20 protein-coding genes, 1 tRNA gene and 2 pseudogenes are annotated in these 21648 nt (G+C 62.2%); 7 read left to right on the plus strand and 16 right to left on the minus strand.

Annotation, left to right across the window (positions count from 1 at the left end):
• Positions 1-26: 26 nt before the first annotated feature.
• The 13 genes from C476_RS03580 to C476_RS03640 all read right to left on the minus strand — a co-directional run bounded on the left by C476_RS03580 (position 27) and on the right by C476_RS03640 (position 12710).
• On the minus strand, positions 27-1553 hold the full coding sequence (locus tag C476_RS03580) for an NADH-quinone oxidoreductase subunit N (protein ID WP_008009948.1): 1527 nt from the start codon (positions 1551-1553) through the stop codon (positions 27-29).
• Positions 1553-3079, minus strand: a complete 1527-nt coding sequence (locus C476_RS03585) for a complex I subunit 4 family protein (RefSeq protein ID WP_008009949.1) — start codon at positions 3077-3079, stop codon at positions 1553-1555. The genes C476_RS03580 and C476_RS03585 overlap by 1 nt, the downstream gene beginning before the upstream one ends.
• A complete protein-coding gene (gene nuoL / locus C476_RS03590) occupies positions 3076-5127 on the minus strand; it encodes an NADH-quinone oxidoreductase subunit L (protein ID WP_008009952.1) in 2052 nt (683 codons plus the stop codon). Before nuoL ends, C476_RS03585 begins: the two co-directional genes overlap by 4 nt.
• Before the next feature lies 1 nt (position 5128).
• Positions 5129-5434, minus strand: a complete 306-nt coding sequence (gene nuoK, locus C476_RS03595) for an NADH-quinone oxidoreductase subunit NuoK (protein WP_008009954.1) — start codon at positions 5432-5434, stop codon at positions 5129-5131.
• Entirely contained in the window at positions 5431-5883 is a 453-nt protein-coding gene (locus C476_RS03600) for a hypothetical protein (protein WP_008009956.1), read from the minus strand. Before C476_RS03600 ends, nuoK begins: the two co-directional genes overlap by 4 nt.
• Positions 5880-6152, minus strand: coding sequence for an NADH-quinone oxidoreductase subunit J (locus C476_RS03605; RefSeq protein WP_008009958.1), 273 nt, complete (start codon positions 6150-6152; stop codon positions 5880-5882). The genes C476_RS03600 and C476_RS03605 overlap by 4 nt, the downstream gene beginning before the upstream one ends.
• A gap of 41 nt (positions 6153-6193) precedes the next feature.
• On the minus strand, positions 6194-6655 hold the full coding sequence (locus C476_RS03610) for a NuoI/complex I 23 kDa subunit family protein (protein WP_008009959.1): 462 nt from the start codon (positions 6653-6655) through the stop codon (positions 6194-6196).
• Positions 6652-7773 carry a complex I subunit 1/NuoH family protein gene (locus tag C476_RS03615; RefSeq protein WP_008009961.1) on the minus strand — a complete coding sequence of 374 codons (1122 nt, stop codon included), beginning with the start codon at positions 7771-7773 and terminating at the stop codon, positions 6652-6654. Before C476_RS03615 ends, C476_RS03610 begins: the two co-directional genes overlap by 4 nt.
• Position 7774: 1 nt before the next feature.
• Positions 7775-9430 carry an NADH-quinone oxidoreductase subunit D gene (locus C476_RS03620; protein ID WP_008009963.1) on the minus strand — a complete coding sequence of 552 codons (1656 nt, stop codon included), beginning with the start codon at positions 9428-9430 and terminating at the stop codon, positions 7775-7777.
• A complete protein-coding gene (locus C476_RS03625) occupies positions 9427-10134 on the minus strand; it encodes an NADH-quinone oxidoreductase subunit B (RefSeq protein WP_008009965.1) in 708 nt (235 codons plus the stop codon). Before C476_RS03625 ends, C476_RS03620 begins: the two co-directional genes overlap by 4 nt.
• Positions 10131-10535: an NADH-quinone oxidoreductase subunit A gene (locus C476_RS03630; RefSeq protein ID WP_049911582.1), complete on the minus strand. Its 405-nt coding sequence runs from the start codon at positions 10533-10535 to the stop codon at positions 10131-10133. The genes C476_RS03625 and C476_RS03630 overlap by 4 nt, the downstream gene beginning before the upstream one ends.
• Before the next feature lie 313 nt (positions 10536-10848).
• Positions 10849-11487, minus strand: coding sequence for an AIR carboxylase family protein (locus C476_RS03635; protein ID WP_008009968.1), 639 nt, complete (start codon positions 11485-11487; stop codon positions 10849-10851).
• A 59-nt stretch (positions 11488-11546) separates the two neighbouring features.
• Positions 11547-12710 carry a 5-(carboxyamino)imidazole ribonucleotide synthase gene (locus C476_RS03640; RefSeq protein ID WP_008009970.1) on the minus strand — a complete coding sequence of 388 codons (1164 nt, stop codon included), beginning with the start codon at positions 12708-12710 and terminating at the stop codon, positions 11547-11549.
• 307 nt (positions 12711-13017) lie between these two features.
• Here C476_RS03640 and C476_RS03645 point away from each other — a divergent pair, with 307 nt between their 5' ends.
• The 7 genes and pseudogenes from C476_RS03645 (at position 13018) to glmS (ending at position 19078) form a co-directional block, all read left to right on the plus strand.
• Positions 13018-13737 carry a DUF4097 family beta strand repeat-containing protein gene (locus tag C476_RS03645; RefSeq protein WP_008009972.1) on the plus strand — a complete coding sequence of 240 codons (720 nt, stop codon included), beginning with the start codon at positions 13018-13020 and terminating at the stop codon, positions 13735-13737.
• Positions 13738-13860: 123 nt separating this feature from the next.
• A complete protein-coding gene (ribH, locus tag C476_RS03650) occupies positions 13861-14295 on the plus strand; it encodes a 6,7-dimethyl-8-ribityllumazine synthase (protein WP_008009973.1) in 435 nt (144 codons plus the stop codon).
• Positions 14292-15440: a pyridoxal phosphate-dependent aminotransferase gene (locus C476_RS03655; RefSeq protein ID WP_008009975.1), complete on the plus strand. Its 1149-nt coding sequence runs from the start codon at positions 14292-14294 to the stop codon at positions 15438-15440. Before ribH ends, C476_RS03655 begins: the two co-directional genes overlap by 4 nt.
• Before the next feature lie 121 nt (positions 15441-15561).
• Complete coding sequence (locus tag C476_RS03660) at positions 15562-16311, plus strand: HNH endonuclease (RefSeq protein ID WP_008009977.1); 750 nt, start codon at positions 15562-15564, stop codon at positions 16309-16311.
• A gap of 110 nt (positions 16312-16421) precedes the next feature.
• A tRNA-Gln gene (locus C476_RS03665) sits at positions 16422-16525 on the plus strand.
• 165 nt (positions 16526-16690) lie between these two features.
• A pseudogene (locus C476_RS19630) lies at positions 16691-17059 on the plus strand (phosphoglucosamine mutase); the annotation flags it as partial.
• A gap of 87 nt (positions 17060-17146) precedes the next feature.
• A pseudogene (gene glmS, locus C476_RS03670) lies at positions 17147-19078 on the plus strand (glutamine--fructose-6-phosphate transaminase (isomerizing)).
• A gap of 413 nt (positions 19079-19491) precedes the next feature.
• Here the strand turns inward: glmS and C476_RS19325 are convergent.
• From C476_RS19325 to C476_RS19330, 3 genes are all read right to left on the minus strand, one after another.
• Positions 19492-19920, minus strand: a complete 429-nt coding sequence (locus tag C476_RS19325) for a hypothetical protein (protein ID WP_241430466.1) — start codon at positions 19918-19920, stop codon at positions 19492-19494.
• Positions 19907-20197 carry an ArsR/SmtB family transcription factor gene (locus C476_RS03680; RefSeq protein ID WP_008009986.1) on the minus strand — a complete coding sequence of 97 codons (291 nt, stop codon included), beginning with the start codon at positions 20195-20197 and terminating at the stop codon, positions 19907-19909. The genes C476_RS19325 and C476_RS03680 overlap by 14 nt, the downstream gene beginning before the upstream one ends.
• Before the next feature lie 68 nt (positions 20198-20265).
• Positions 20266-21303, minus strand: a complete 1038-nt coding sequence (locus C476_RS19330; RefSeq protein WP_049911575.1) for an alpha/beta hydrolase family protein — start codon at positions 21301-21303, stop codon at positions 20266-20268.
• Positions 21304-21648: the final 345 nt, after the last annotated feature.

The raw sequence follows: 21648 nt of genomic DNA on the forward strand, positions 1-21648 counted from the left end.
CGAGGGGTAAAAGCTACCGGGTCGCGTTAGCCGACGACTGCCGCCGCCGCCTCGAGTGCGGCGGTGGCGATCGGATCGAACGCCGGCAGGATGACGACCGTCATTACGGCGGCGGCGATGATCGCCGCGTAGAGACCGGTGGGCTGGGTGAGGCGATCCCGATCGAGGATCGGCTCCTCGATCCAGAGGGCCTTGACCAGCCGCGAGTAGTAGTACAGCGAGAGCGCGCTGTTGACGACGAGCGCGGCGGCGAGGACGAGCAAGACCGTGTTATCTGCGGCCGCGTTGACCGTCTCGGTGTAGAGCAAGTACTTGCTCCAGAAGCCACCGAACGGCGGCACGCCGGCGAGGCTAAACATGAACACGGCCATCGCCGCCGAGGCGAAGGGTGCCTGTTTCGAGAGGCCGTTGTAATCAGCGAACGTGGGGCCGACACCCCAGTACTCGGCCAGCGCGACGAACAGGAACGCACCCGTGTTCATGAAGCCATAGACCAGCAGGTGCATCATGGCCGCACCCATCACGAGATCGCCGGCCTCAGTCGAGAGGGCTGCCAGCCCGATCAGCACGTAGCCGGCGTGCCCGATCGAGGAGTATGCGAGCATCCGTTTGACGTTTTCCTGGGTCGCCGCCGCGAAGTTCCCAAGCGTCATCGTGACGATCGCGAGGATGACGAACGCCACCGTCCAGTCGACGCCGATGACGGCGGTCGTCGCCTCGAGCGGGAACGCCGTCGTGAACACGCGGAAGGCGAGCACGAAGCCGGCGGCCTTCGAGGCCGAGGAGAGAAACGCCGAGATCGGCGCGGGCGCACCCTCGTAGGCCTCGGGGGCCCAGAAGTGAAAGGGGACACTGGCGGTCTTGAACGCGACGCCGCCGACCAACATCAGGATGCCAAGCCCGAGCAGGCCGCCCATCTCGCCCGCTGCGCCGAGGTTCGCCGCGATGGCCTCGAGTTGCAGCGAGCCGGTCGCACCGTAGACCAGCGAGATACCGTAGACGAAGATCGCCGACGACAGTGCGCCGATCAGGAAGTACTTCAGCCCCGCTTCGACGCTGCCGCGGTTGTCTTTCAGGATCGCGACCAGCGCGTACGACGGCAGGCTCGTCAGCTCGAGTGCGATGAAGATCGTCACGAGGCTGTTCGAAGCCGCGATCATCGACATCCCGGTCGCCGCGAGGACGACCAGCGAGTAGTACTCGGCCTGGTAGGTGTGATCACGCAGGTAGTCGTAGCTCGCCACCGCGACGAGGGCAGTGACGATCGAGATGATGATCATGAAGTACAGCGCCAACCGGTCGACGATGAACTGACCGTTCATCACGTCGACGACGCCGTAGTTTTCGATCCCGGTCGCACCGACGCCGGCGGCGGTAAACCAGACGGCGACGGCGAGCGAGGCCAGCGAGCCGGCGACGGCGGTGCCAGCAAGCAGCGGGCGGTTCGTCGACCGCGGATTGATGCTATCGAACAGGAACAGGACGAGTGCCGTTCCCGCCAGGATCAGTGCCGGGGCGAGTGCCGCCCATTCGGGAAGCTGGAAGACTGCCATCAGAGCCCACCTCCCTGGATGATCGGATCGATTGCGTCGGTTATCATGGTGAAGATCAAGTCAGGGGCCACGCCGAGGGTGATGATCAGCCCCAGCAGGACGATCATCGACGCAACGTCGTGGACGGGGGCGCGGCCGACCTCGTAGTCGGTTTCTAGGTTGTACGGCCCGAACACCGTCCGCTGGAGTGCAAACAGCAAGTAGCCTGCGACGATGACGATGCCGAACATTGCCAACGAGGTGAAAGCGGCCGAGTATGCGAGCAACTCGGAGCCGAAGGAGCCGAAGAAGATGAAGTACTCGGCGGCGAAGCCGCTCATCAGCGGCAGGCCCATGTAGCCGAACGCGCCAGCGATCAACACGCCGACGGCGATCGGCATTCGGTCTGCCATCCCGGACATGTCGGTGACCATCCGGGTGTGGGTCGCGTTGTAGATGACGCCGACCGACATGAACATCAGTCCGGAAATCAGGCCGTGGGAGACCATCTGGAAGGTCGCGCCGCCGACCCCGAACTGGGTGTATGCGACCAGCCCAAGGATGACATAGCCCATCGACGAGACGGACGAATATGCGACGATCCGTTTGAGGTCGGTCTGGGCGAGCGCCAACATCGCGCCGTAGATGACGCTGATGACGGCGATTGCCGCGATCGGGACCGCGTAGGCTTCGACCTGGTCGGGGAACATCGTGAAATTGAACCGGAGCAGGGCGTAGGTCCCCATCTTCAGCAACACGCCGGCCAGCAGAATCGACGCTGGCGTGGGAGCCTCGACGTGAGCGTCGGGCAGCCACGTGTGGAACGGCACCACTGGCACCTTCACCGCAAAGCCGAGGAACATGCCGATAAACGCAAGCGACGCGAGCGTCGTCCCGCTCAGGCCGAAGAAGCCCTCGGGGCCGCCGGCGAGCATCGCCGACGCGATCTCGGGCAGTCCAAAGGAGGTGACCGAGTCACCGAGGCCGAAGACGAGCGAGACGAACGACCCGAACATCACCAGCGACGCCACGTTCGTGTAGACGAAGAACTTGATGGCGGCGTATTTGCGACGCGGGCCACCCCAGATGCCGATCAGCAGATACATCGGGATCAGGACTGCCTCCCAGAAGACGAACCACAGGAAGAAATCAAGCGCCGAGAAGACGCCGATCAACATCGCCTCGATAAAGAGGATCAGCCCGTAGAACTGCGACTCGCGCTCGTCGATCGGCGTCCACGAACTGACGATCGCCAGCGTACAGAGGATCGCCGTCAGGACGACCAGCGGCAGGCTGATCCCGTCGAGGCCGACGAACCACGAGATCGAGTAGCCGCCGATCTCGAGCCACGCTGCCTGTGATTCGAACGCCAGTTCGCCGTCGAGCAAGGCGTTGCCGCTGCCATCGAAGGCGGCGAACAGCCACAGCGACAGCGCCGTCGGTACGAGGCTGATAGCGAAAGCGAGTTTGCCAGCAATGCGATTCGGCGCGACGAACGTCACTAACGCGCCGACCAGTGCAACCGCGATCAGTATTTCAATCATCATGCGAACCACCCTCCGAGATAGCCGAGGACGAGCAGTAAGGCGATGAACCCGCCCACCAGCAACGCCGCATAGTTAGTCACGATACCCGTCTGGATGCGTTTCACCCAACTGCTGCTGAACAGACTCACCGTCGACGTGCCGTTGACGAGCCCGTCTATGACCGTCTGGTCGAACCGGTCGGCGGCTCGAGCCACTGGCAGTGTCAGGCCCTCCGCGAGCCAGACCTGGTACTCGTCCTGGTAGTAGTTGCGCCGCAGGAGACTGTACGCCCCGCCGAGTTTCTGCATGTGGCGGGTCGGCTCGGGCACGTTATACAGCGTGTGTGCGGTGAACGCACCGGCCAGTGCGAGCCCGAGCGACAGGCCCGCACTCAACAGCATGGTAGTCGTCTCGGAGCCGCCGATGACTCCCTCTTCGAAGGCGACCGTCTCGTGGTACGCGTGGTAGGTCAGTCCTTCGACGGAGCCATACTCACCGTCGAGCCAGAACTCGAGGAACGTGATCTCGACGTCGAGCAGCTTCGCGACGGGGGCCATGTTCACGAGCCCGGTGACCGTCGCGAGGATCCCTAGCACGATCAGCGGGACCTTGATGGGCCAGCCGACTGGGTGTGGGTCTTCGGCGGTCTCCGAGCGGGGCTCACCGTGGAAGGTCAGGAAGACCATCCGGAACGTATAGAAGCCCGTGAAGAACACCGCAACCAGTCCCATCGCGTAGGCCGCGAGGATGATCGGCTGCTCTAAGCCGATGATGAGCGCGTCGAACAGCACCTCGTCTTTCGACCAGAAGCCGGAGAAGGGGACGATCCCCGCGAGTGCGAGCGCGCCGGCGAGGAAGGTGTAGTAGGTGACGGGTGCTTTGTCTTTGAGTCCGCCCATCTTCCACATGTTCTGTTCGTGGTGCATGAGCACGATGACGGCCCCGGCACCGAGGAACAGCAAGGCCTTGAAGAAGGCGTGATTCAGCAGGTGGAAAACGCCGGCGACGTAGCCGCCGACACCGAGCCCGAGCATCATGTAGCCGTACTGGCTAATCGTCGAGTACGCCAGCACCTGTTTGACGTCGTCTTTGACGACGCCCATCGTCGCGGCAAAGAGCGCGGTAAAGCCGCCGACGAACGCGATGATCGAAAGCGCCGTTGGGGAAAGCGCGTAGTAGCCGAACATCCGCGCGACCAGATAGACACCGGCCGCGACCATCGTCGCCGCGTGGATGAGCGCGGAGACGGTAGTCGGACCTTCCATCGCGTCGGGCAGCCAGGTGTGGAACGGGAACTGCGCGGACTTGCCAAGCACCCCGCCTAACACGAGCAGTCCGGTGATCGTCACCCACGTCTGGGCGTCGAAGCCGAACAGCGTCGCGCCGTCGTCGATCGCCGTCTCGGCGGCGGTGACGAACGAGGCCTCGCCGGCGAAGCCGACCGTGCCGAACGTCGCCGCGATGGCGACGACCCCGATCAGGAAGAAGTAGTCACCGAAGCGGGTGACCAGGAACGCCTTCTTCGCGGCCGAGGGGGCCGATTCCGTGCGGAACCAGAACCCGATCAGCAGGTACGAACACAGCCCGACGAGTTCGAAGAACATGAACGCCATCAGCAGGTTGTCCGCGAAGACAAAGGCGAGCATGCTGAACGTAAAGAGGCCGAGTTCGGCGTAGTACCGCGGGAGCCCGGTCTCACCTTCGGCGTTCATGTAACCGAGACTGAAGACGTGGACGAGCAAGGCGACCAGCGAGACGATCACCAACATGAGCGCCGAGAGCGGATCGATCAACACGCCGAACGTGAAGGCGATCCCTTCAGCGCCGGTCTCGCTTGCGGCCGCGCCGGCCGTCCACTCATACAGCGTCGTGTGATATGCGTTCCCGCCGCCGACTGCCGCGAACATCACGAGCGAGATCAGTAGCGAGCCTGCCGTCGCGATAATACCCGGAAGCGCGCCTTTCTTCGGCAAGTGCTTCCCAAAGAGCAGCGTGACGGCGAAGGCCACGAGCGGGAGCACTGCGATCGCCGGTGCGAATCCGAACGGTCCTGTTGCTGTTGCTGCCATCTTACCACCTCATCGTCGTCGGAACCGTGACGTCGATGTCACGGAAGTTACGGTACAACACCAGGATGATCCCGAGTCCGACGGCCACCTCGGCAGCAGCCAGCGCCATCGTAAACAGCGCGAATAGCTGCCCGGTGAGATTGCCGTGATAGAACGAGAACGCGATCAAATTGATATTGGCCGCGTTCAGCATGAGTTCAACGGACATCAGGAACAACAGTGCGTTACGACGCGTCAACACTCCGAAGAGCCCGATACAGAACACTGCCATCGACAGCAGCACGTAATACTGCACGTCGACGGTCATCGGCTCTCACCTCCAGTGTCTGTGTGCCGGTCGGTCGTTGCTGTACTCGAGTCATCGGTCCCGCCGTCAGTCACGGCCGGTTCCGGTCCGCCAGTCGCGCTCGCTTCCTCGCCGGCGCTTGCAAGCGCGGCGACGGGTTCGCCTTCCTCCTCGCGTTTCGCGAGGACGAGTGAGGCGTCGAGTGCGGCGTCGAGTGCGACGGCGACGAGCAAGACGGCGGCGAGGAACGGTTCGGTGCCGCCGATCTGTTGGAGTTCGTCGAAGCCGAACAGCGCGTAGCCGAGTTCGGCCGTAATCGAGACGTCGGCGGGGAAGCCAGCCCCTGCAGCCGCGGTCATCGGCTCGAAGGCCGCGTTCAGTGTGATCAGCGCCATCACGCCGAACAGCCCGACCGCGAGTAGTCCGGGGACCAGCGTCTTGCCGAGTCTGAGTTTCGGGCCGGTCGTCATGCCTGTACCACCTCGTCCGTGTCGGATTCGTCGCGCTGTGTCAGCATGACGGCGAACGTGATGAGGACGAGAACCCCGCCGACGTAGACGAGGACCTGCATCATGGCGACGAACTCAGCCGCCAGCATCACGTAATGAATCGCCACGCTGAGCAGCGCTACGCCCAGCAGGAGCGCCGAATGCCACGGGTCCTGCATGAGCACGACACCCACCGCGCTGGCAAGCGTAAGTAACGCAAACAGCGCGAACGCGATCAGCTCGTAGTTCATGTATTGGTAGTTACTGCCCGTTTGCGGGACGGGCGGACCCGTTACTGATAATCGACCTCCCCTTCACCCTCACCGACCCACGCGTCCCGATCGGGCTCGCGGGCGGCGAGCGGGTCGATGTCCTTGTACCACGGTACCGCTTTCAGCTGCTCTTTGTTGTAGACGAAATCGTGTTTCGTGTCCGCGGTGAACTCGAAGTTTTCCGTCAGCAGGATGGCATCGACGGGACAGACCTCCTCGCAAAGCCGGCAGTAGATACACTGGCCGATGTGGAGGTTGTACTGTTCGCCCTGTCGTTGATCGTTCGTGACGATCTGGATCGTATCGTTCGGGCAGACGTTCTCACACTGGCGACACCAGATACACCGCTCCTGGCTGAACTTGTGGACGCCGCGGAATCGCGGCGAGACGTCCGGTGCGGTCTCCGGATACTCCACCGTGAACGTAGAGCCGTCGAGTGCGTGTTTCATCGTCGTTGCCATCGATTTGAGTATCCCGATCATGCTATCAGCCCCACGATTACCGCAGTCAGGACGAGATTAGCGAACGAAAGGACGAGCAGTCCCTTCCAGCCGATCTCGATCAGTTGGTCGATCCGGACGCGTGGCACCGCCGAGCGCAGCCACTGCGTCGCGAAGAAGACGCCCCAGATCTTGATGATAAACCAGACGATGCCGAGTGCTGCGGGCCCTGGTCCGGCCGGACCGCCGAGGAAGATCGTCGCGATGATCGCCCCACCGAGGAAGATGTGAAGGAACTCACCGAGGTAGATCAACACGAAGTAGACCGAGGAGTACTCGGTCTGATACCCCGCGACGATCTCGGTCGGTGCCTCCGGCGTGTCGAAGGGGTTGCGACCGACCTCCGCGAAGTTCGCCACCAGAAACAGGACGAACGCGAAGGGGTTGACGAACGCGTACCACGTCGGAATCGAGATACCCGCGATCTCCACCAGCGTCTCGTGCTGGGCCGCGACGATCTCGCCCAGTTGTAGCGTGCCGGCGAAGATCACGACTGACATCCCGGTGATGACCAGCGGGATCTCGTAGGCGATGTTCTGTGCCACTGCACGCAGCCCGCCGAGCATCGAATACTTGTTCGCAGACGAGTAGCCGGCCATTACCAGCCCGAGGCTGGCGATCCCCGAGACGGCGAAGACGTACGCAAGGCCGACTTCAGGATCCGCGAGGTGGATGCCGCTGCCCATCGGGATGACGGCAAAGCCCAGCAGCGCCGACCCCGCGACGACGATCGGCGCGAGGTCGTAGGCCGGCCGATCCGCGTTCTCGGGGATGACCAGCTCCTTCGAGAGGAGCCGGACGGAGTCGGCGAGGATAATAAAGAGGCCTGCCGGCCCGAGCCGGTTGACCGCGATCCGGTCGGTGAATGCGGCAGTGATCTTCCGTTTGGCCCACGGTCCCGCGACGCCGGTCATCGCGAGCATCAGGTTGCCGACGATGAAGGCGGCAATAAACGTCGCGAGCAACTCCCCACCGAGTCCGAACCCGTCGAGGCCGGTCAGCTCGCCGATCCGCTCGGGGAGCAAAACCGTATCCTGCAGCGGTACCGTCGGCACCGCTGGCGTCGTATCGACCGGGGCCGCAAACTGCAGACCAGTCATACTAGCGGTCCACCTCCCCAAGCACGATATCGAGGCTGCCAAGCGAGGCGATCATGTCGGGGATGTACTCCCCTTCGGCCATCTCGGGCAGCGCCGAGAGATTGTGGAAACACGGACTGCGGATCTTGAACCGGCCCGGCTTGTCCGTGCCGTCCGCGCGGATGTAGATCCCGAGTTCGCCCTTCGCACCCTCGACAGCGCGGTAGATCTCGGTGTCTGCGTCGGGTTTCAGCGTCCGCGGGACGTTGCTCTGGACGGTGCGTTCGTCTTCCGGCCAGTCCTCGAGCAAGTCGAGACACTGCTCGATGATCTTCGCGGATTCTTCGACTTCCTGCATGCGCACGAGGACGCGGCTGTAGTTGTCACAGCCGTCCTCGGTGACGACGTCCCATTCTAAGTTGTCGTAGTAGCCGTAGGGATCGTCCCGGCGGAGGTCATAGTCGATGCCGGAGCCGCGAGCGACGGGCCCGGTACAGCCGTACTGTTTGGCGACCTCGGGCTCTAAGATGCCGGTGTCGTGGGTCCGGATCTGGAAGATCTCGTTTGCGGTCAGCAGGTCGTTGTACTCGTCGACCTTCGCGGGGAGGCCATCGAGGAAGTCACGTGTCTTCTCGATGAATTCCTCGCGGGGTTCGGGCAGGTCCCAGGCGACTCCGCCAAGCCGGAAGTAGTTGAACATGAGTCGCTGGCCGGTCAGGTCCTCTAAGATGTCCTGTACGACCTCGCGGTCGCGCATCCCATACTGGAAGATGGCGGTGAAGTCGCCGTAGACGTCCAGTGCGAATGTCGCCAGCGCGAGCATGTGTGAGGCGATCCGGGAGAGTTCGGCCCCCATCGTCCGAATGACCTGCGCGTACTCGGGGACGTCGATGTCCGCGAGGTCTTCAGCGACGCGTGCGTAGGCCCACTCGTTCAAGAGACCAGCCGAGACGTAGTCCCAGCGGTCGGGATACGGCATGATCTGGTGGCGATAGGTTCCCTGCTGGCACATCTGCTCCTCACAGCGGTGCAGATAGCCGATGTCGGGATCGACGTCGACGACGGTTTCGCCGTCTAACACCGTCTCGATGTGGAGCACACCGTGGGTCGCCGGATGGTGTGGCCCGATATTGAGGAACATCGTGTCCGACTCGTCGTCGTGGTGGTCGGGCTGGATCGGATTGGCATGTTCCGTCAGCGTCACCAGCTGGGGTTTCTCCTGGTCGTAGTCCCGCGAGAGCGGGTGGCCCTGCCAGGTTTCGGGCAGGAGGATCCGTCGCGGATCAGGATGGCCTTCGTAGTCGATGCCGACGAGGTCGAACGCCTCCCGTTCGTGCCAGTCGGCAGTCCGGAAGACCGGTTCGGCGGTCTGGCTAACTGGCTCGTCGGTCGTGGTCGGCACGACGACCGATACTTCTTGTGTCGGATCGGCGTACTTCCGGAGGTGGTAGATCGATTCGTACCGGTCTGGATACTCCTGTGCAGTCAGATTGGCGAGGTGGTCGAACCCGGCCTCGTCCCGGAGGTCTTTGAGGACGTCCTGAACGTCGTCCGGCCGGATGACGAATCCGGGCGCGTTCAGATGATCGTCGCGTGCGAGCGCGCGATCACCGACGATCGCCTCGAGTTCGTCTTCGGTGACCTCGACTGCCGGCTGTCGTTCGAGTCCCGTGCTCATGGTGAATCAGCCCAGTTGTAGCGCATCACGAGGTCGTCTTCGTCGATGTCGTCTGCGAGCTTTTGGACGAGCTCGTCTTTCGGCAGGTCGCCGAACTCCTCGAGTTCGTACGGCTTGACCACGACGGGCGTCGACTCGCCGTTGCGGATCCGTTCTTGAAGTTTGGCGATGCCGTAGACGAGTGCTTCCGGCCGCGGGGGGCAGCCGGGGACGTGGATGTCGATAGGGATGATCTCCTCGGCACCCTTGACGACGTTGTAGCCTTCTTGGAAGGGGCCGCCGGAGATCGTACACGAGCCCATGCCGACGACGAACTTGGGTTCGGGCATCTGGTCGTAGACCCGCTTCATTCGGGGGCCGAACTTGGAGACGATCGTCCCGGGGACGATCATCACGTCGGCCTGCCGGGGTGATGCACGCGGCACACCGGCCCCGAAGCGGTCCAGGTCGTGTTTGATCGCGTAGGTGTGCATCATCTCGATGCTGCAACACGCGATCCCGAACTGGAGCATGAACATCGAGTTGCCCCGCACCCAGTTCATGAACTTGTCGAACTTCGTGAGAATGAAGGGGGTCGATCCGAAGGCCTCGCGAAGCTTGGAATTGAAGCGGTCGTCGGCACCCTCACCGATGCGCGAATCGCGGGTGTCCGTCGACGGTGCGGTGCTGTCGTAGATCTGCTGGCGTGGTTGTTCGCTACTCATGGTCTGTCAGCGTCCAGTTGGCGAGGTGTCCGTGCCCACTGTACCGCGCCTGTGCGCCACGCCCACGCGAGTCCGACGAGCAGGATGGCGACGAACGCCAGCATCGGCCCGAGGGCGCGGGCAAGCGGGATATCCGCCGCGAGCGCATCCTGATAGGCGACCGCCCAGGGGAACAGGAGGACGGTCTCGATATCGAAGACGACGAACAGAAGCGCAACCATGTAGTACTGAATATTGAACCGGATGCGCGTTCCGCCGGTCGGAATCTCGCCACTCTCGTAGGTGGCGCGTTTACTCGTTTCGGGAACCGTGGGCCGCAGGAGATACGATACCGTCATCATCCCGAACGGTATCAGTACCCCAACGAGCGCCAGTGCCCCGATGGCGATCCAATCATTCATCTCGGTAACGTTCGAGGCTTCAAACCGCACGCACATAAGGGTTGATCCTTTGTTTTTGCGGGAAACACGGGCTACAACGGGATTTCAGCGTGAATAACTCCCATGTGAATAGTCACATGATCCTATATATAGATACCTGGAGAGGTGTCGGACCGGTAAAGAAATATTACTCGCCGTCGAACCAATAACGTTAGGCACTCGAGCGGGCCTGTTCTCGGCCAAGCTGGCGTCGACGCTCAGAAACAATTATCGCGGCAGATCTGCCACCGGACGTCGAGACGGTACCGTCCCCGTCCCGAACGCGACGCGCTCGTTACTGCTCGCGCTCTCGGAACGCCGGCGTCCCCTCGTCGTGGAGTTTCCGGGACACAGCTCCGACGCCTTCGCGTAGTCCCCCGTGGTAGTCGACCAACCGGTCGTGAACGTCGTCGTGCTGGCGAGCGAGGATCTGAGCGGCCGATAGCGCGGCATTGAACGACTTGCCGGCGTCGACGGCGACGAGCGGCGCGCCGGTCGGCATCCCGATGACGCTGTCAACGGATTTTTCCTGGACCGGGACGCCGATGACTGGCAGCGGATACGCGATCGAGGCAGTCATGTTCGGCAGATCTGCGGACTTGCCGCCCGCGCCGGCGATGATGACCTCGAGACCGCGATCCTCCGCGGTCTCGGCGTAAGCCGTCATTAAGTCGGGTGTCCGGTGGGCTGAGGTGACGTAGGTCTCGAACGTGAATCGCTCGTCGGGCGCACTCTCGTAGTCGGTCTGCTCGGCGAAGCCGAGTTTGTCGACGAAAGCGTCGTAAGCACCCCGCCGCCGGCCGCCGGTCATCATCGTCTCGAGGTCGGAGTCACTCCCCATCACGATCCCCACATCGGGGGTTTCCGCGGCCGGGCGGTCCTGCTTGGCTTCGTCGTGCAGTCGGTCGATCAGGTCGCTAACACTGTCGCTCATGGGCGATGCTGGTCGGGCGAATGACTTGAAACAGTGGTAAACGAGATGGGCGAGGGATGCTACGACTGGAACGTCACGGCGGCCTTGAGGTCGCGTGCTGTCTCGAGGAGGTCATCGACCGAATCGTCGTCTCCGTCGGCAGTCACCGTGACGTGGCCCATTTTCCGAAGGGGTCGCGCTTGGTGCTTGCCGTACCAGTGGAGGGACGCACCGGGCGTCTCGAGGATCTCGTCGATATCTCCCAACTGTGCCAGCCCTTCTTCCTCGACATCGCCGAGCAGGTTCGTCATCACCGTCGGCGAACGCAGGGCCGTCGAACCGAGCGGCCAGCCAAGCACGGCCCGGATGTGCTGTTCGAACTGCGAGGTCTGGGTCCCCTCGATCGTCCAGTGGCCAGAGTTGTGCGGGCGCGGGGCGATCTCGTTGAGCAGGATCTCGCCGTCCGTCGCTTCGAAGAGCTCGATCCCGTAGACGCCACGCCCGTCCATTACTTCGAGTACGTCCCGCGCAACGTCATATGCGCGCTCGGTAACGGCTTCGCTCGAGCGGGCAGGGACGATCGTCTCCCGGAGGATCTCGTCTTCGTGGACGTTCTCTCCCAGTGGGAAGGTCGCGACCTCGTCGTCACCCTTGACGGCGATGACCGACACCTCGCGCTCGAAGTCGACGAAGGACTCGACCATCGCGGGGCCAGCGACCGACTCGAGGGCGTCCTCGGCGTCGGCTTTGGATTCGACGGGGACGTTGCCACGCCCGTCGTAGCCGCCGGTCCGCGCTTTGAGCATCACCGGCGCGCCGTAGTCGTCGATCGCCGCGCGGATGTCGTCGGCATCGTCGACCTTGCGAAACGGCGGCACTGGAACGCCCGCATCTTCGAGCTCGCGTTTCTGGACGAGTTTGTCGTGGATCGTCTCGAGCGTCGACGGCTTCGGGTGGACGGGCGTCCCCGTCTCCTCGCTGATGCGATCCATGACGTTCTGGTCGGCGAGTTCGATTTCGAACGTGAGGATATCGGCTCGCTCTGCGAGGTCGCGGATCCCCGCCTCGTCGTCGAAGTCGGCAACGATCTGGTCGCGAGCGACCAGCGCCGCCGGACAGTCCGGCGTCGGATCGAGCACGACCACCTCGACACCCAGCGGCGCGGCCGCCTCGGCGAGCATCCGCCCGAGCTGTCCCCCTCCGACTACGCCGATCGTCGGTCCCGGCGTCCGTAGCGTCGTCATTACGCCGCGGTTATCGTCGCCCGCGCTTAAGAATTCTCAAACGGCATGCTCGAGACGCGATTATCCTCTGCCTGTCACCGAGGCGTCCGATCTCGAAGCTGGCACGTCACAGGGTGACGCCGTCATACGAACTCCTGTCGGTCAGTTCCGGCGCACCCGCATGACGGGTTGCGGATTCGACGATAAACAGTGACAACAGCCCGTCACAGGCGCTGCTACCGTTATCATATAAAAATCTTCGTGGACAACACCCGTGTCGAAAACTGACTAGTATTACATATGTCGATCGGACCACATCTGTATGAGTATGACGAGTAACATTTCACGACGCCAGTTGCTCGGTGGGGGGAGTCTCGGCGCGCTCAGCACGATCGCTGGCTGTCTCGCGACCGGCAGGGGCGCAACGGAAACCGTGACGGAAACCTACCAGACCACTGACCTCAGTTCACTCTCACTCACGACCGTCAACGGCTCGATCACCGTCGACGGACACGAAGGCGACGCGATCGAGGTTACGGCCACCAAAGCGGCACCGACCGAAGACATCCTCGAGTCGGTGACCCTCGCGTCTAGCCGGAGCGACGGACACCTGACGCTCGAGGCGGACTCGGAAACGTCGGCGTTTCTGTTCGGTCCCGAGCCCAAGGTCGACCTCGAGGTGACAGTCCCGGCAGGGATCCGACTTGCGCGAGCGGAGACGACCAACGGTGACATCGAGACTCGGAACGTGACCGACGACGTGGATGCGGAGACGACCAACGGAGATATCGACGTCTCGCTTACAGACGGCGACGGCGACCTGACCGCGGAGAGTACCAACGGCGAAATCACGGTTCGGGCACCCGACTCACTCGATGCGACCGTTAGCGTCTCGACGACCAACGGCGACATCTCGATCGACGGCTTCGAAAACTCGAACGCGTCGGGCGATGGCTCGCTCGAAATGACGCTGGGTGATGGAACCCGCCGCATCCGCCTCGAGACGACCAACGGCGACGTGACGCTTCGCAGTACCGACACATCGTAGCGATACCCATCCGGATCGAGCGCGAGAATCGGGTGCCGCCGAGCCCTGACCCGGTCGGCAATCGATAGCACGCGGCCACCGCAGAACGGTACCTCTTTTACCCGTCCTCCCTACCGCTCGCCTATGACCACGCTCGGACTGGTGGTCGCGGAGTTCAACCGGCCGATCACCGAGCAGATGGAGCAGGACGCACTCGAGGCCGCAACGGCCGCGGGTGCCGACGTGTACGAGACGGTCCACGTGCCGGGCGTCTACGACGCGCCGCTGGCCGCCGATCGCCTCGCACGTCGTGACGAGGTTGACGCCGTCGCCGTGATCGGCACCGTCATCACCGGCGATACCGACCACGATCAGGTGATCACCGACGCCACCGCGCAGCGACTCTCCGACGTGAGTCTCGAGCGCGATACGCCGGTGACACTCGGCGTGACCGGCCCCGGTATGTCCGCCGCCGAAGCGCGCGAACGCGTCGAAAACGCAGCCAAGGCTGTCGACGGCGCGCTCGACCTCGTCGACGAACTCCCGGACCCCAGTCCCGTAGCCGATTCCCAACAATGACTATGGAATTTACCGACCGTGTAACCCGAGTCGAACCGTCCGCGACGCTTGCTATCTCCGCACTCGCCACCGAACTCGAGGCTGAGGGCGCAGACGTCGTCGACCTCTCCGTCGGCGAGCCCGACTTCCCCACGCCCGAGAACATCGTCGAGGCTGGCAAGGACGCGATGGACGCCGGCCACACCGGCTACACGACCTCTGCCGGTATCCTCGAACTGCGCGAGGCAATCGCCGACAAACTCGCCGACGACGGCTTGGAGCACACCGCAGACGAGATCATCGTCACACCCGGCGCGAAGCAGGCCCTCTACGAGATCGTTCAGGCACTCATCCAGGACGGCGACGAAGTCGTCTTGCTCGACCCCGCGTGGGTCTCCTACGAGGCGATGGTCAAGATGGCCGGCGGCGACCTGACCCGCGTCGACCTCTCCGATTCGGACTTCCAGCTCGAGCCCGCCCTCGACGACCTCGAGGCCGCCGTCTCCGACGACACCGACCTGCTGATCGTCAACTCCCCGTCGAACCCCACCGGCGCGGTCTACTCCGACGCCGCACTCGAGGGCGTCCGCGATCTGGCCGTCGAACACGACGTCACCGTCATCTCCGACGAGATCTACAAGGAGATCACCTACGGCGTCGAACCGACGAGTCTCGGCACGCTCGAGGGCATGGCCGACCGCACCGTGACGGTCAACGGCTTCTCGAAAGCCTACTCGATGACCGGCTGGCGGCTCGGCTACTTCGCCGGCCCCCAGGACCTGATCGATCAGGCCGGCAAACTCCACAGCCACTCCGTCTCCTCGGCCGTGAACTTCGTCCAGCACGCCGGAATCGAAGCGCTCGAGAACACCGACGAAGCCGTCGAAGAGATGACCGAAGCGTTCGAGCAGCGCCGCGACCTCGTCATCGACCTGCTTGACGACCACGGCGTCGACGTCGCCGTCCCCGAGGGCGCGTTCTACATGATGCTGCCCGTCGACGACGACGATCAGGCCTGGTGTGAGGGCGCGATCGAAGACGCCCACGTCGCAACCGTGCCCGGCAGCGCCTTTGGGACGCCCGGCTACGCCCGAATTTCGTATGCGGCGAGCGAAGAACGACTCGAGGAAGGCATCGAGCGACTGGCCGAAGAAGGCTACCTGTAAGCTGAACTCGTCGGAGCGGATTTTCCGTCGCTGATTTCGGTTCTGGAAAGTGATCGAGTCTGACCGGTTACTTTCACTCTGGTTTGGTATTGTTTATTCATCTATATAGTTAGTATTATTCATGGACTGTCCGACCTGTGGCAAGTCCCTGACCACCGAACGGGGAATGCGCCAGCATCACACCAAAGTTCACGACGAGTCGCTGCCGAACCGGACGTGTACTGGCTGTGGAACCGAGTTCTACGACCCAAAATCCCGACTCGAGTTCTGCGACGACTGTAATCCAAACGCCGGAGAACACAACGGAAACTGGAAAGGCGGGAAAGAAACCGGGACGTGCGATCGGTGTGGAGCGACGTTCGACTACTATTCCTCGGACAAGCCGGGTATGTACTGTTCAGAATGCGTCGAGAGTGCCCGCGGATTGGTTCCGGGAAATCCGTCGGAGAAGGGTGAGCGGGTCGTCGTCGGCTGCGAAGCCTGCGATGCCGAACTCGAGGTTCGGCCGGCGCGACTCGAGAAGCAAACACGAGGCGTCTTCTGTACGCTCGAGTGCTATGGCGACTGGTTATCAGAGAACGTCGTCGGACCGGATCACCATCAGTGGGAAGGCGGATCGATCGACTACGGACAACAGTGGTGGCAGGTTCGACGGCAGGCACTCGAGCGTGACGACTACGAGTGCCAACACTGCGGGACGAGTGCCGAAGAACTGGGCCGGAATCCAGACGTGCATCATCGCCGACCAGTCCGGTCGTTCGATCAACCCGAAGACGCACACACGATGGACAACGTGATAACGCTCTGTCGGAGCTGTCATCGCCATGCCGAAGCGGGGACGATCACACTTCCGTCTCACGACGAAAAGTAACACTATTGTGCGATGGCAGTCTATCTATCGAGTGACGTTCCGTTGAGTCCCGTGGTGGCGAGTAAATCCGGAGGATTTACGAGGTACACGGGACTTTGATCGGAGTGAGAAGTCCCGTGGTGTAGTGGCCAATCATATGGGCCTTTGGACGTGTTTCGGTTCAGTCCGTCACGGAAGCAAGCCCATGACGGCAGTTCGAATCTGCCCGGGACTACTATAATATTTCTTATACTTTCGATGAAGTGGTAGTCCGTGTGACCCACAGCCTGCTGTGATTGCTGCCAGTAGCACACAGACATGGGCAGAAGCAGCCCCTGAATACCCGCTACCTCGTCCTAACAACTCCATAGTAATCCCTGCGTCCTCGAGAGCCCATCCTATGTTCGGAACGAGCGGTATCCGCGGCACTGTCGGCGAGGAGGTAACAGCCGAACTCGCGCTTGCGATCGGGCGCGCCGTCGCGTCCGACGGCTACGATCGCGTCGTCGTGGGACGAGACGCGCGCGAGAGCGGTGCAGTCCTGGTCGATGCAGTAACCGCCGGACTGCGTGAGTGTGGTGCGGACGTGCTCGAGGCCGGCATCGCCCCAACACCGACGATCGCCAGAGCGGTCCCGCGAACGAACGCGGATGCAGGCATCGTCGTGACGGCCTCGCACAACCCCGCGCCGGACAACGGGCTCAAACTCTGGTCGGCCTCGGGCAAGGCCTTCGATCCCGAGCAACTCGACGGGATCGCCACTCGCGTCGAGGGCGAGGAGTACGACCTCCGTCCGTGGGACGGACAGGGATCGCGCGAGCCGCTCGCAGACGCGACCGATCGCCACGCTGCGGCGTTGCGCGAGGCTGTCTCGATCGACGAGCCGACGAGCGTCGCCGTCGACGTCGGGAACGGGACCGGCGCGATCACTGCACGCGTTCTCGCGGAGCTTGGCTGCGACGTCGTGACGCTAAACGGACAGCGAGACGGGCGCTTTCCGGGTCGGCCGAGCGAGCCGACACGAGAGACGCTTGGTGACCTCTCGGCGCTCGTCGAGGCAACCGACGCGACGGTAGGGATCGCCGTCCAGAACGGCTCCGGCGTCAAGGTACACAAGTGTTCGGGCGAAGTGTCCGACCTCAAATCGGCGTTGAATACGCGGCCACACGGAAACATGGGGATCGGCCACACCCGCTGGAGTACCCACGGCCCACCGACCGACGAGAACGCGCATCCGCATACAGACACGGCAGGTGACGTCGCGGTGGTCCACAACGGCGTCATCGACAACTAAGACGACCTCCGGGCGGAGCTCCGAGAGAAGGGCCACGAGTTCGACAGCGACACCGACACTGAGGTCATCCCCCACCTCATCGACGAGTATCGGGACGCGACCGGCGACACCGAACAGGCCGTTCGCCGGGCTGTCGACACGCTCGAGGGGAGCTACGCGATCGCCGCGATCGTCGACGGTGAAGAGGCGGTGTACGCCGCACGGAAGGGGTCGCCGCTCGTCCTCGGACTCGACGAGGAGGAGTGGTTCCTCGCCAGTGATGTCCCGGCGTTTCTCGATCACACCGACGAGGTGATCTACCTCGAAGACGGCGATCTGGTCGTCCTCGAGCCCGATTCCTACCAGATCACCGATCTCGCCGGCAACCCGGTCGACCGATCGGTCGACACCGTCGACTGGGACCCGGAGGACGCGGGGAAAGGCGAGTACGACCACTACATGCTCAAGGAGATCCACAATCAGCCGACCTCCCTCGCCAACACGATCGAAGGCCGGATCGAGGACGGTGAGGTCGCGTTCGAGGATCTCCCGCCAGGGACGTTCGACGGGATCGAGTCCGTCCAGTTCGTCGCCTGCGGGACGTCGTATCACGCGGCGATGTACGGCAGCCAGCTGGTCCGCGAGGCCGGGATTGGGGCCGACGTGCTCCGGGCCAGCGAGTACGAGTCGACGACCGCGCCGGTCGACGAAACCACGCTCACCGTCGCAGTCACACAAAGCGGCGAGACTGCCGATACTCTCGATGCGCTCCGAACCGCGGCCGACCGCGGCGCGCGAACCCTCGCAGTCACCAACGTCGTCGGTTCGACAGCCGCCCGTGAAGCCGACGACGCGGTCTACATCCGCGCCGGCCCGGAGGTCGGTGTCGCCGCGACGAAGACCTACTCCTCGCAGGCGGTCACGCTCGCGCTCCTCTCCCAGCGCATCGCCGGTGACGTTCCGGATGCGACCCCCGCCGACGATCGAGCGGCGATGCTCGAGGCGCTCACGGACCTGCCACAGCACGTCGAGACCGTCCTCGAGTCGACTCGAGCTGAGGCGCTCGCTCGGGACACCCTCGACAGCGAGTCGTTCTTCTTCATCGGCAGCGGGCTCGGCCACTCCGTCGCGCTCGAGGGCGCGCTGAAGTTCAAGGAAATTACCTACGAGCACGCGGAAGGGTTCGCCGCCGGCGAGCTCAAACACGGGCCGCTGGCGCTCGTGACCGAGGAGACGCCGCTGTTCGCGGTTTACACCAGCGCCGACGACGAGACGACGAAGACGAACGCGATCGAAGCCCAGTCCCGCGGGGCACCGATCATCGCCGTTGGACCCGACGACCATCCCCTCGTCGATGTCGCCGACGCACACCTGTCGGTTCCCGAGACCCATCCCGTCTGGGCGGGACTGCTCGCGAACGTCCAGTTGCAGTTGCTGTCCTACCACGCCGCGAAACAGCTCGAGCGACCGATCGACAAACCACGCAATCTCGCGAAAAGCGTGACGGTCGAATGATCGGCTCGTCTCACAGCTAACGTTTTTTCGCGGTCAGTTCGACGCAACCGGTTCACGTCTCGAAGCCGCGCATAGCGTTCCATGAGCGAAGCAGGAGCGACACGACGGAGAGAGCGCTCTCGCGTCACGATCAGGTAGGCTCTTCTCTGGGTACCCTCATTCTCCCACATGGCCCCAGCGTTCCGACTCAGCACACGATGAGACAGTCCAGCGGAAGACTCCTCAAGCAAGGCGACGGGCAAGTTGAGACCACACCGGATTTAGCGGACCTGTAATGCGTGATATCGGACGAATCAGTGACTAGTTCGGCTTCGAATCTCCTCTCAATCGCCCCTCCTGTCGCACTGCCAACTAATCTACCAACGAAACCAGTTTATGAAGACACCTCAGAGATCTGGAAAATTAATGCGAACTCAGGTCTGGCTCTGATAGAGGAGAACCAGGATGGCAAGTCCGATGAAGAAGTCTGGGAGAAACACAAACGCGCCGATATTTGGGCGAGGCCGGAAGCCTAAGACGTTGTGTACTAATGGATTTGACGTTCCCGCGTATAGAAGCAGCGCGAGGCTTAGCACAAGCAGGCTTGCTGTGTACTTGTTCGGAAGATCGCGATAGAGCTGCACGTATATGACTGCAAGTACCACTAGCAACACGAGGTTCAGGGTTGTAAAGAAAATCTCCATCCGAATGAGCAGTTCAACCTGTGAGGACAGCGTCCTCGCCGGAGGACCATGAGATGGAATTGATGTGGACAGTGTGACAGCAAGTGCGATACCCGCCGCGATGATGGCACTCGCTACTGTCGTTCCAAGAGGGCTCTCAATCCAGTTACGAATCATCATCAACTCCGGCCTGTTCCGCCACGTCTTCCATGATGTCGAGGTTGTTCATCATTCTGTTTGAGAGAAAGTACATCTGCCCGTAATTGTCACCCTCCGTGGCCACGATATTGTTCTCTTCGAGGATTTCGAGGTGGTGCTGCACTGTTTTGTAGTTCAGACCCAGGTCATTTGACAATTGATTGGTGTTTCGTGGCTGGTCGTTGAGTGCGCGGAGGATACGAAGCCGATTGCGGCCTCCACGAGACCCACCAATGAGCCACCAGAGCAACTGCCGCATCTATCGAGTATTCATTTGGTCGGTGCAAATACATTCTGTCTCGGTCCGAACGATGCCACTCCCCCGAATTAGTCACCAATCCAGGTGATAATTCGATTAGCGATTTCGCCGTTATTGTCGTCCTGCATCATGAGATGTGTATTTCCGGATATTCCTTCGTCTGGAAGGCTAAGCAGCGTCGATGCAGGATTTGTCTCTTCTGCGAGATCTGCAGTTGTCTGGGTCGCTTCCTTGCGACCAGCCTGTCCACGCTCGTCGACATAATCGCCATAAACACCCATAAACGGTGCATCACCACCCATCTCCGCCACAGTTTGGGGGTCAGTCGGCGCGCCGACCGGCTCAACTGCGACGATCCGTTCAACGAGGTCAGGCACAGCCTGTGCGACTGCGAATCCGGATCCACCACCTGCTGAATGGACGAGCAACACTGACGGACCAACGCGATTGAGAAGTGCCTCTAAGGCGGCAGTCTCCTGAGGTGATGCGAACCGACTCCTACCGCCACCTCCGCCACCGGTGCTGACGTATGCGGGGAATGACGCAACGAGTTGGTCTACCGATTCAACCGGGTATCGAACGTCCTCGTACGGGTCACCGACTTCAGGTCCGAACCCCCACGTCGGCCATGCTCGGTCGATAGACCATCGAGAGAGTGACGCAGAGTCAGAGTTCTGGAGTGTCCCCGTATCTAACCCGCCTGAATCAACGTTTCGAGGGGGATTGAATACATACACTGGGTGGCCAGCTTCGGCGAAGTACTCCATCCAGCCGCGTCGGCCGTCAGGTGTCGTCCGGTAAATGTACGGTGACAACCCGAGGCCGGGCACCATTACGACGGGTGACTTGTCGGTCGCCGTATCAGGCCGTGTATATACGACTTCAGCACGCCCATCAATGACCGTACTACTGCTTGTATCTGTGTTGCCGACGTAGAAATTTCCGAACGTCGGAGAGTCCTCATTCTGTTGTTCAGATTGTGGAGAGAGCTGTGTATCTGTGTTCGATCCGCCGTTGTCAGCTATGCTATTACACCCTGCGATAGTTGCAGCAAGTGCGACTCCGGTTGCACGAAGAAACGCTTTCCGAGAGATGCCTGATGACATATAGATCGTACTGGCCAGCGAACGGACTTAGTCGATTGCCGAAATCGGCCACAGGTTAGGCACAAATTCATCCCAGCTCATGCAGAACCCTTGATATTGATAAAAGACAACAATTCAGAATAAAACACTGTGTCGCTCAGACCGTATGCATTGAGAACGCCAGTCTCAACTTCTGAGGCGGCGGAGACGTCCGTCGCTCGACTCGCAGCTGTCGGCTCGGCCGCCAGCTCCGAGGGGGAGCTCAATGCGGCCGAGGGACACAACGGTCTCGCTGACGGTGCAGTTCGGCAGACCGTGGATCGTCTCACAAACGAGGCAGATGTTGGTCGAGAATCAGCAGGGGAC

The organism is Natrinema limicola JCM 13563, assembly GCF_000337475.1.
Classification (GTDB): domain Archaea; phylum Halobacteriota; class Halobacteria; order Halobacteriales; family Natrialbaceae; genus Natrinema; species Natrinema limicola.

Excerpts from the sequence above, each read along its gene's own strand:
- C476_RS03580 (WP_008009948.1), bottom strand. The coding sequence starts at position 1,553 with ATGGCAGTCTTCCAGCTTCCCGAATGGGCGGCACTCGCCCCGGCACTG.
- C476_RS03585 (WP_008009949.1), bottom strand. The coding sequence starts at position 3,079 with ATGATGATTGAAATACTGATCGCGGTTGCACTGGTCGGCGCGTTAGTG.
- nuoL (WP_008009952.1), bottom strand. The coding sequence starts at position 5,127 with ATGGCAGCAACAGCAACAGGACCGTTCGGATTCGCACCGGCGATCGCA.
- nuoK (WP_008009954.1), bottom strand. The coding sequence starts at position 5,434 with ATGACCGTCGACGTGCAGTATTACGTGCTGCTGTCGATGGCAGTGTTC.
- C476_RS03600 (WP_008009956.1), bottom strand. The coding sequence starts at position 5,883 with ATGACGACCGGCCCGAAACTCAGACTCGGCAAGACGCTGGTCCCCGGA.
- C476_RS03605 (WP_008009958.1), bottom strand. The coding sequence starts at position 6,152 with ATGAACTACGAGCTGATCGCGTTCGCGCTGTTTGCGTTACTTACGCTT.
- C476_RS03610 (WP_008009959.1), bottom strand. The coding sequence starts at position 6,655 with ATGATCGGGATACTCAAATCGATGGCAACGACGATGAAACACGCACTC.
- C476_RS03615 (WP_008009961.1), bottom strand. The coding sequence starts at position 7,773 with ATGACTGGTCTGCAGTTTGCGGCCCCGGTCGATACGACGCCAGCGGTG.
- C476_RS03620 (WP_008009963.1), bottom strand. The coding sequence starts at position 9,430 with ATGAGCACGGGACTCGAACGACAGCCGGCAGTCGAGGTCACCGAAGAC.
- C476_RS03625 (WP_008009965.1), bottom strand. The coding sequence starts at position 10,134 with ATGAGTAGCGAACAACCACGCCAGCAGATCTACGACAGCACCGCACCG.
- C476_RS03630 (WP_049911582.1), bottom strand. The coding sequence starts at position 10,535 with ATGAATGATTGGATCGCCATCGGGGCACTGGCGCTCGTTGGGGTACTG.
- C476_RS03635 (WP_008009968.1), bottom strand. The coding sequence starts at position 11,487 with ATGAGCGACAGTGTTAGCGACCTGATCGACCGACTGCACGACGAAGCC.
- C476_RS03640 (WP_008009970.1), bottom strand. The coding sequence starts at position 12,710 with ATGACGACGCTACGGACGCCGGGACCGACGATCGGCGTAGTCGGAGGG.
- C476_RS03645 (WP_008009972.1), top strand. The coding sequence starts at position 13,018 with ATGACGAGTAACATTTCACGACGCCAGTTGCTCGGTGGGGGGAGTCTC.
- ribH (WP_008009973.1), top strand. The coding sequence starts at position 13,861 with ATGACCACGCTCGGACTGGTGGTCGCGGAGTTCAACCGGCCGATCACC.
- C476_RS03655 (WP_008009975.1), top strand. The coding sequence starts at position 14,292 with ATGACTATGGAATTTACCGACCGTGTAACCCGAGTCGAACCGTCCGCG.
- C476_RS03660 (WP_008009977.1), top strand. The coding sequence starts at position 15,562 with ATGGACTGTCCGACCTGTGGCAAGTCCCTGACCACCGAACGGGGAATG.
- C476_RS19325 (WP_241430466.1), bottom strand. The coding sequence starts at position 19,920 with ATGATGATTCGTAACTGGATTGAGAGCCCTCTTGGAACGACAGTAGCG.
- C476_RS03680 (WP_008009986.1), bottom strand. The coding sequence starts at position 20,197 with ATGCGGCAGTTGCTCTGGTGGCTCATTGGTGGGTCTCGTGGAGGCCGC.
- C476_RS19330 (WP_049911575.1), bottom strand. The coding sequence starts at position 21,303 with ATGTCATCAGGCATCTCTCGGAAAGCGTTTCTTCGTGCAACCGGAGTC.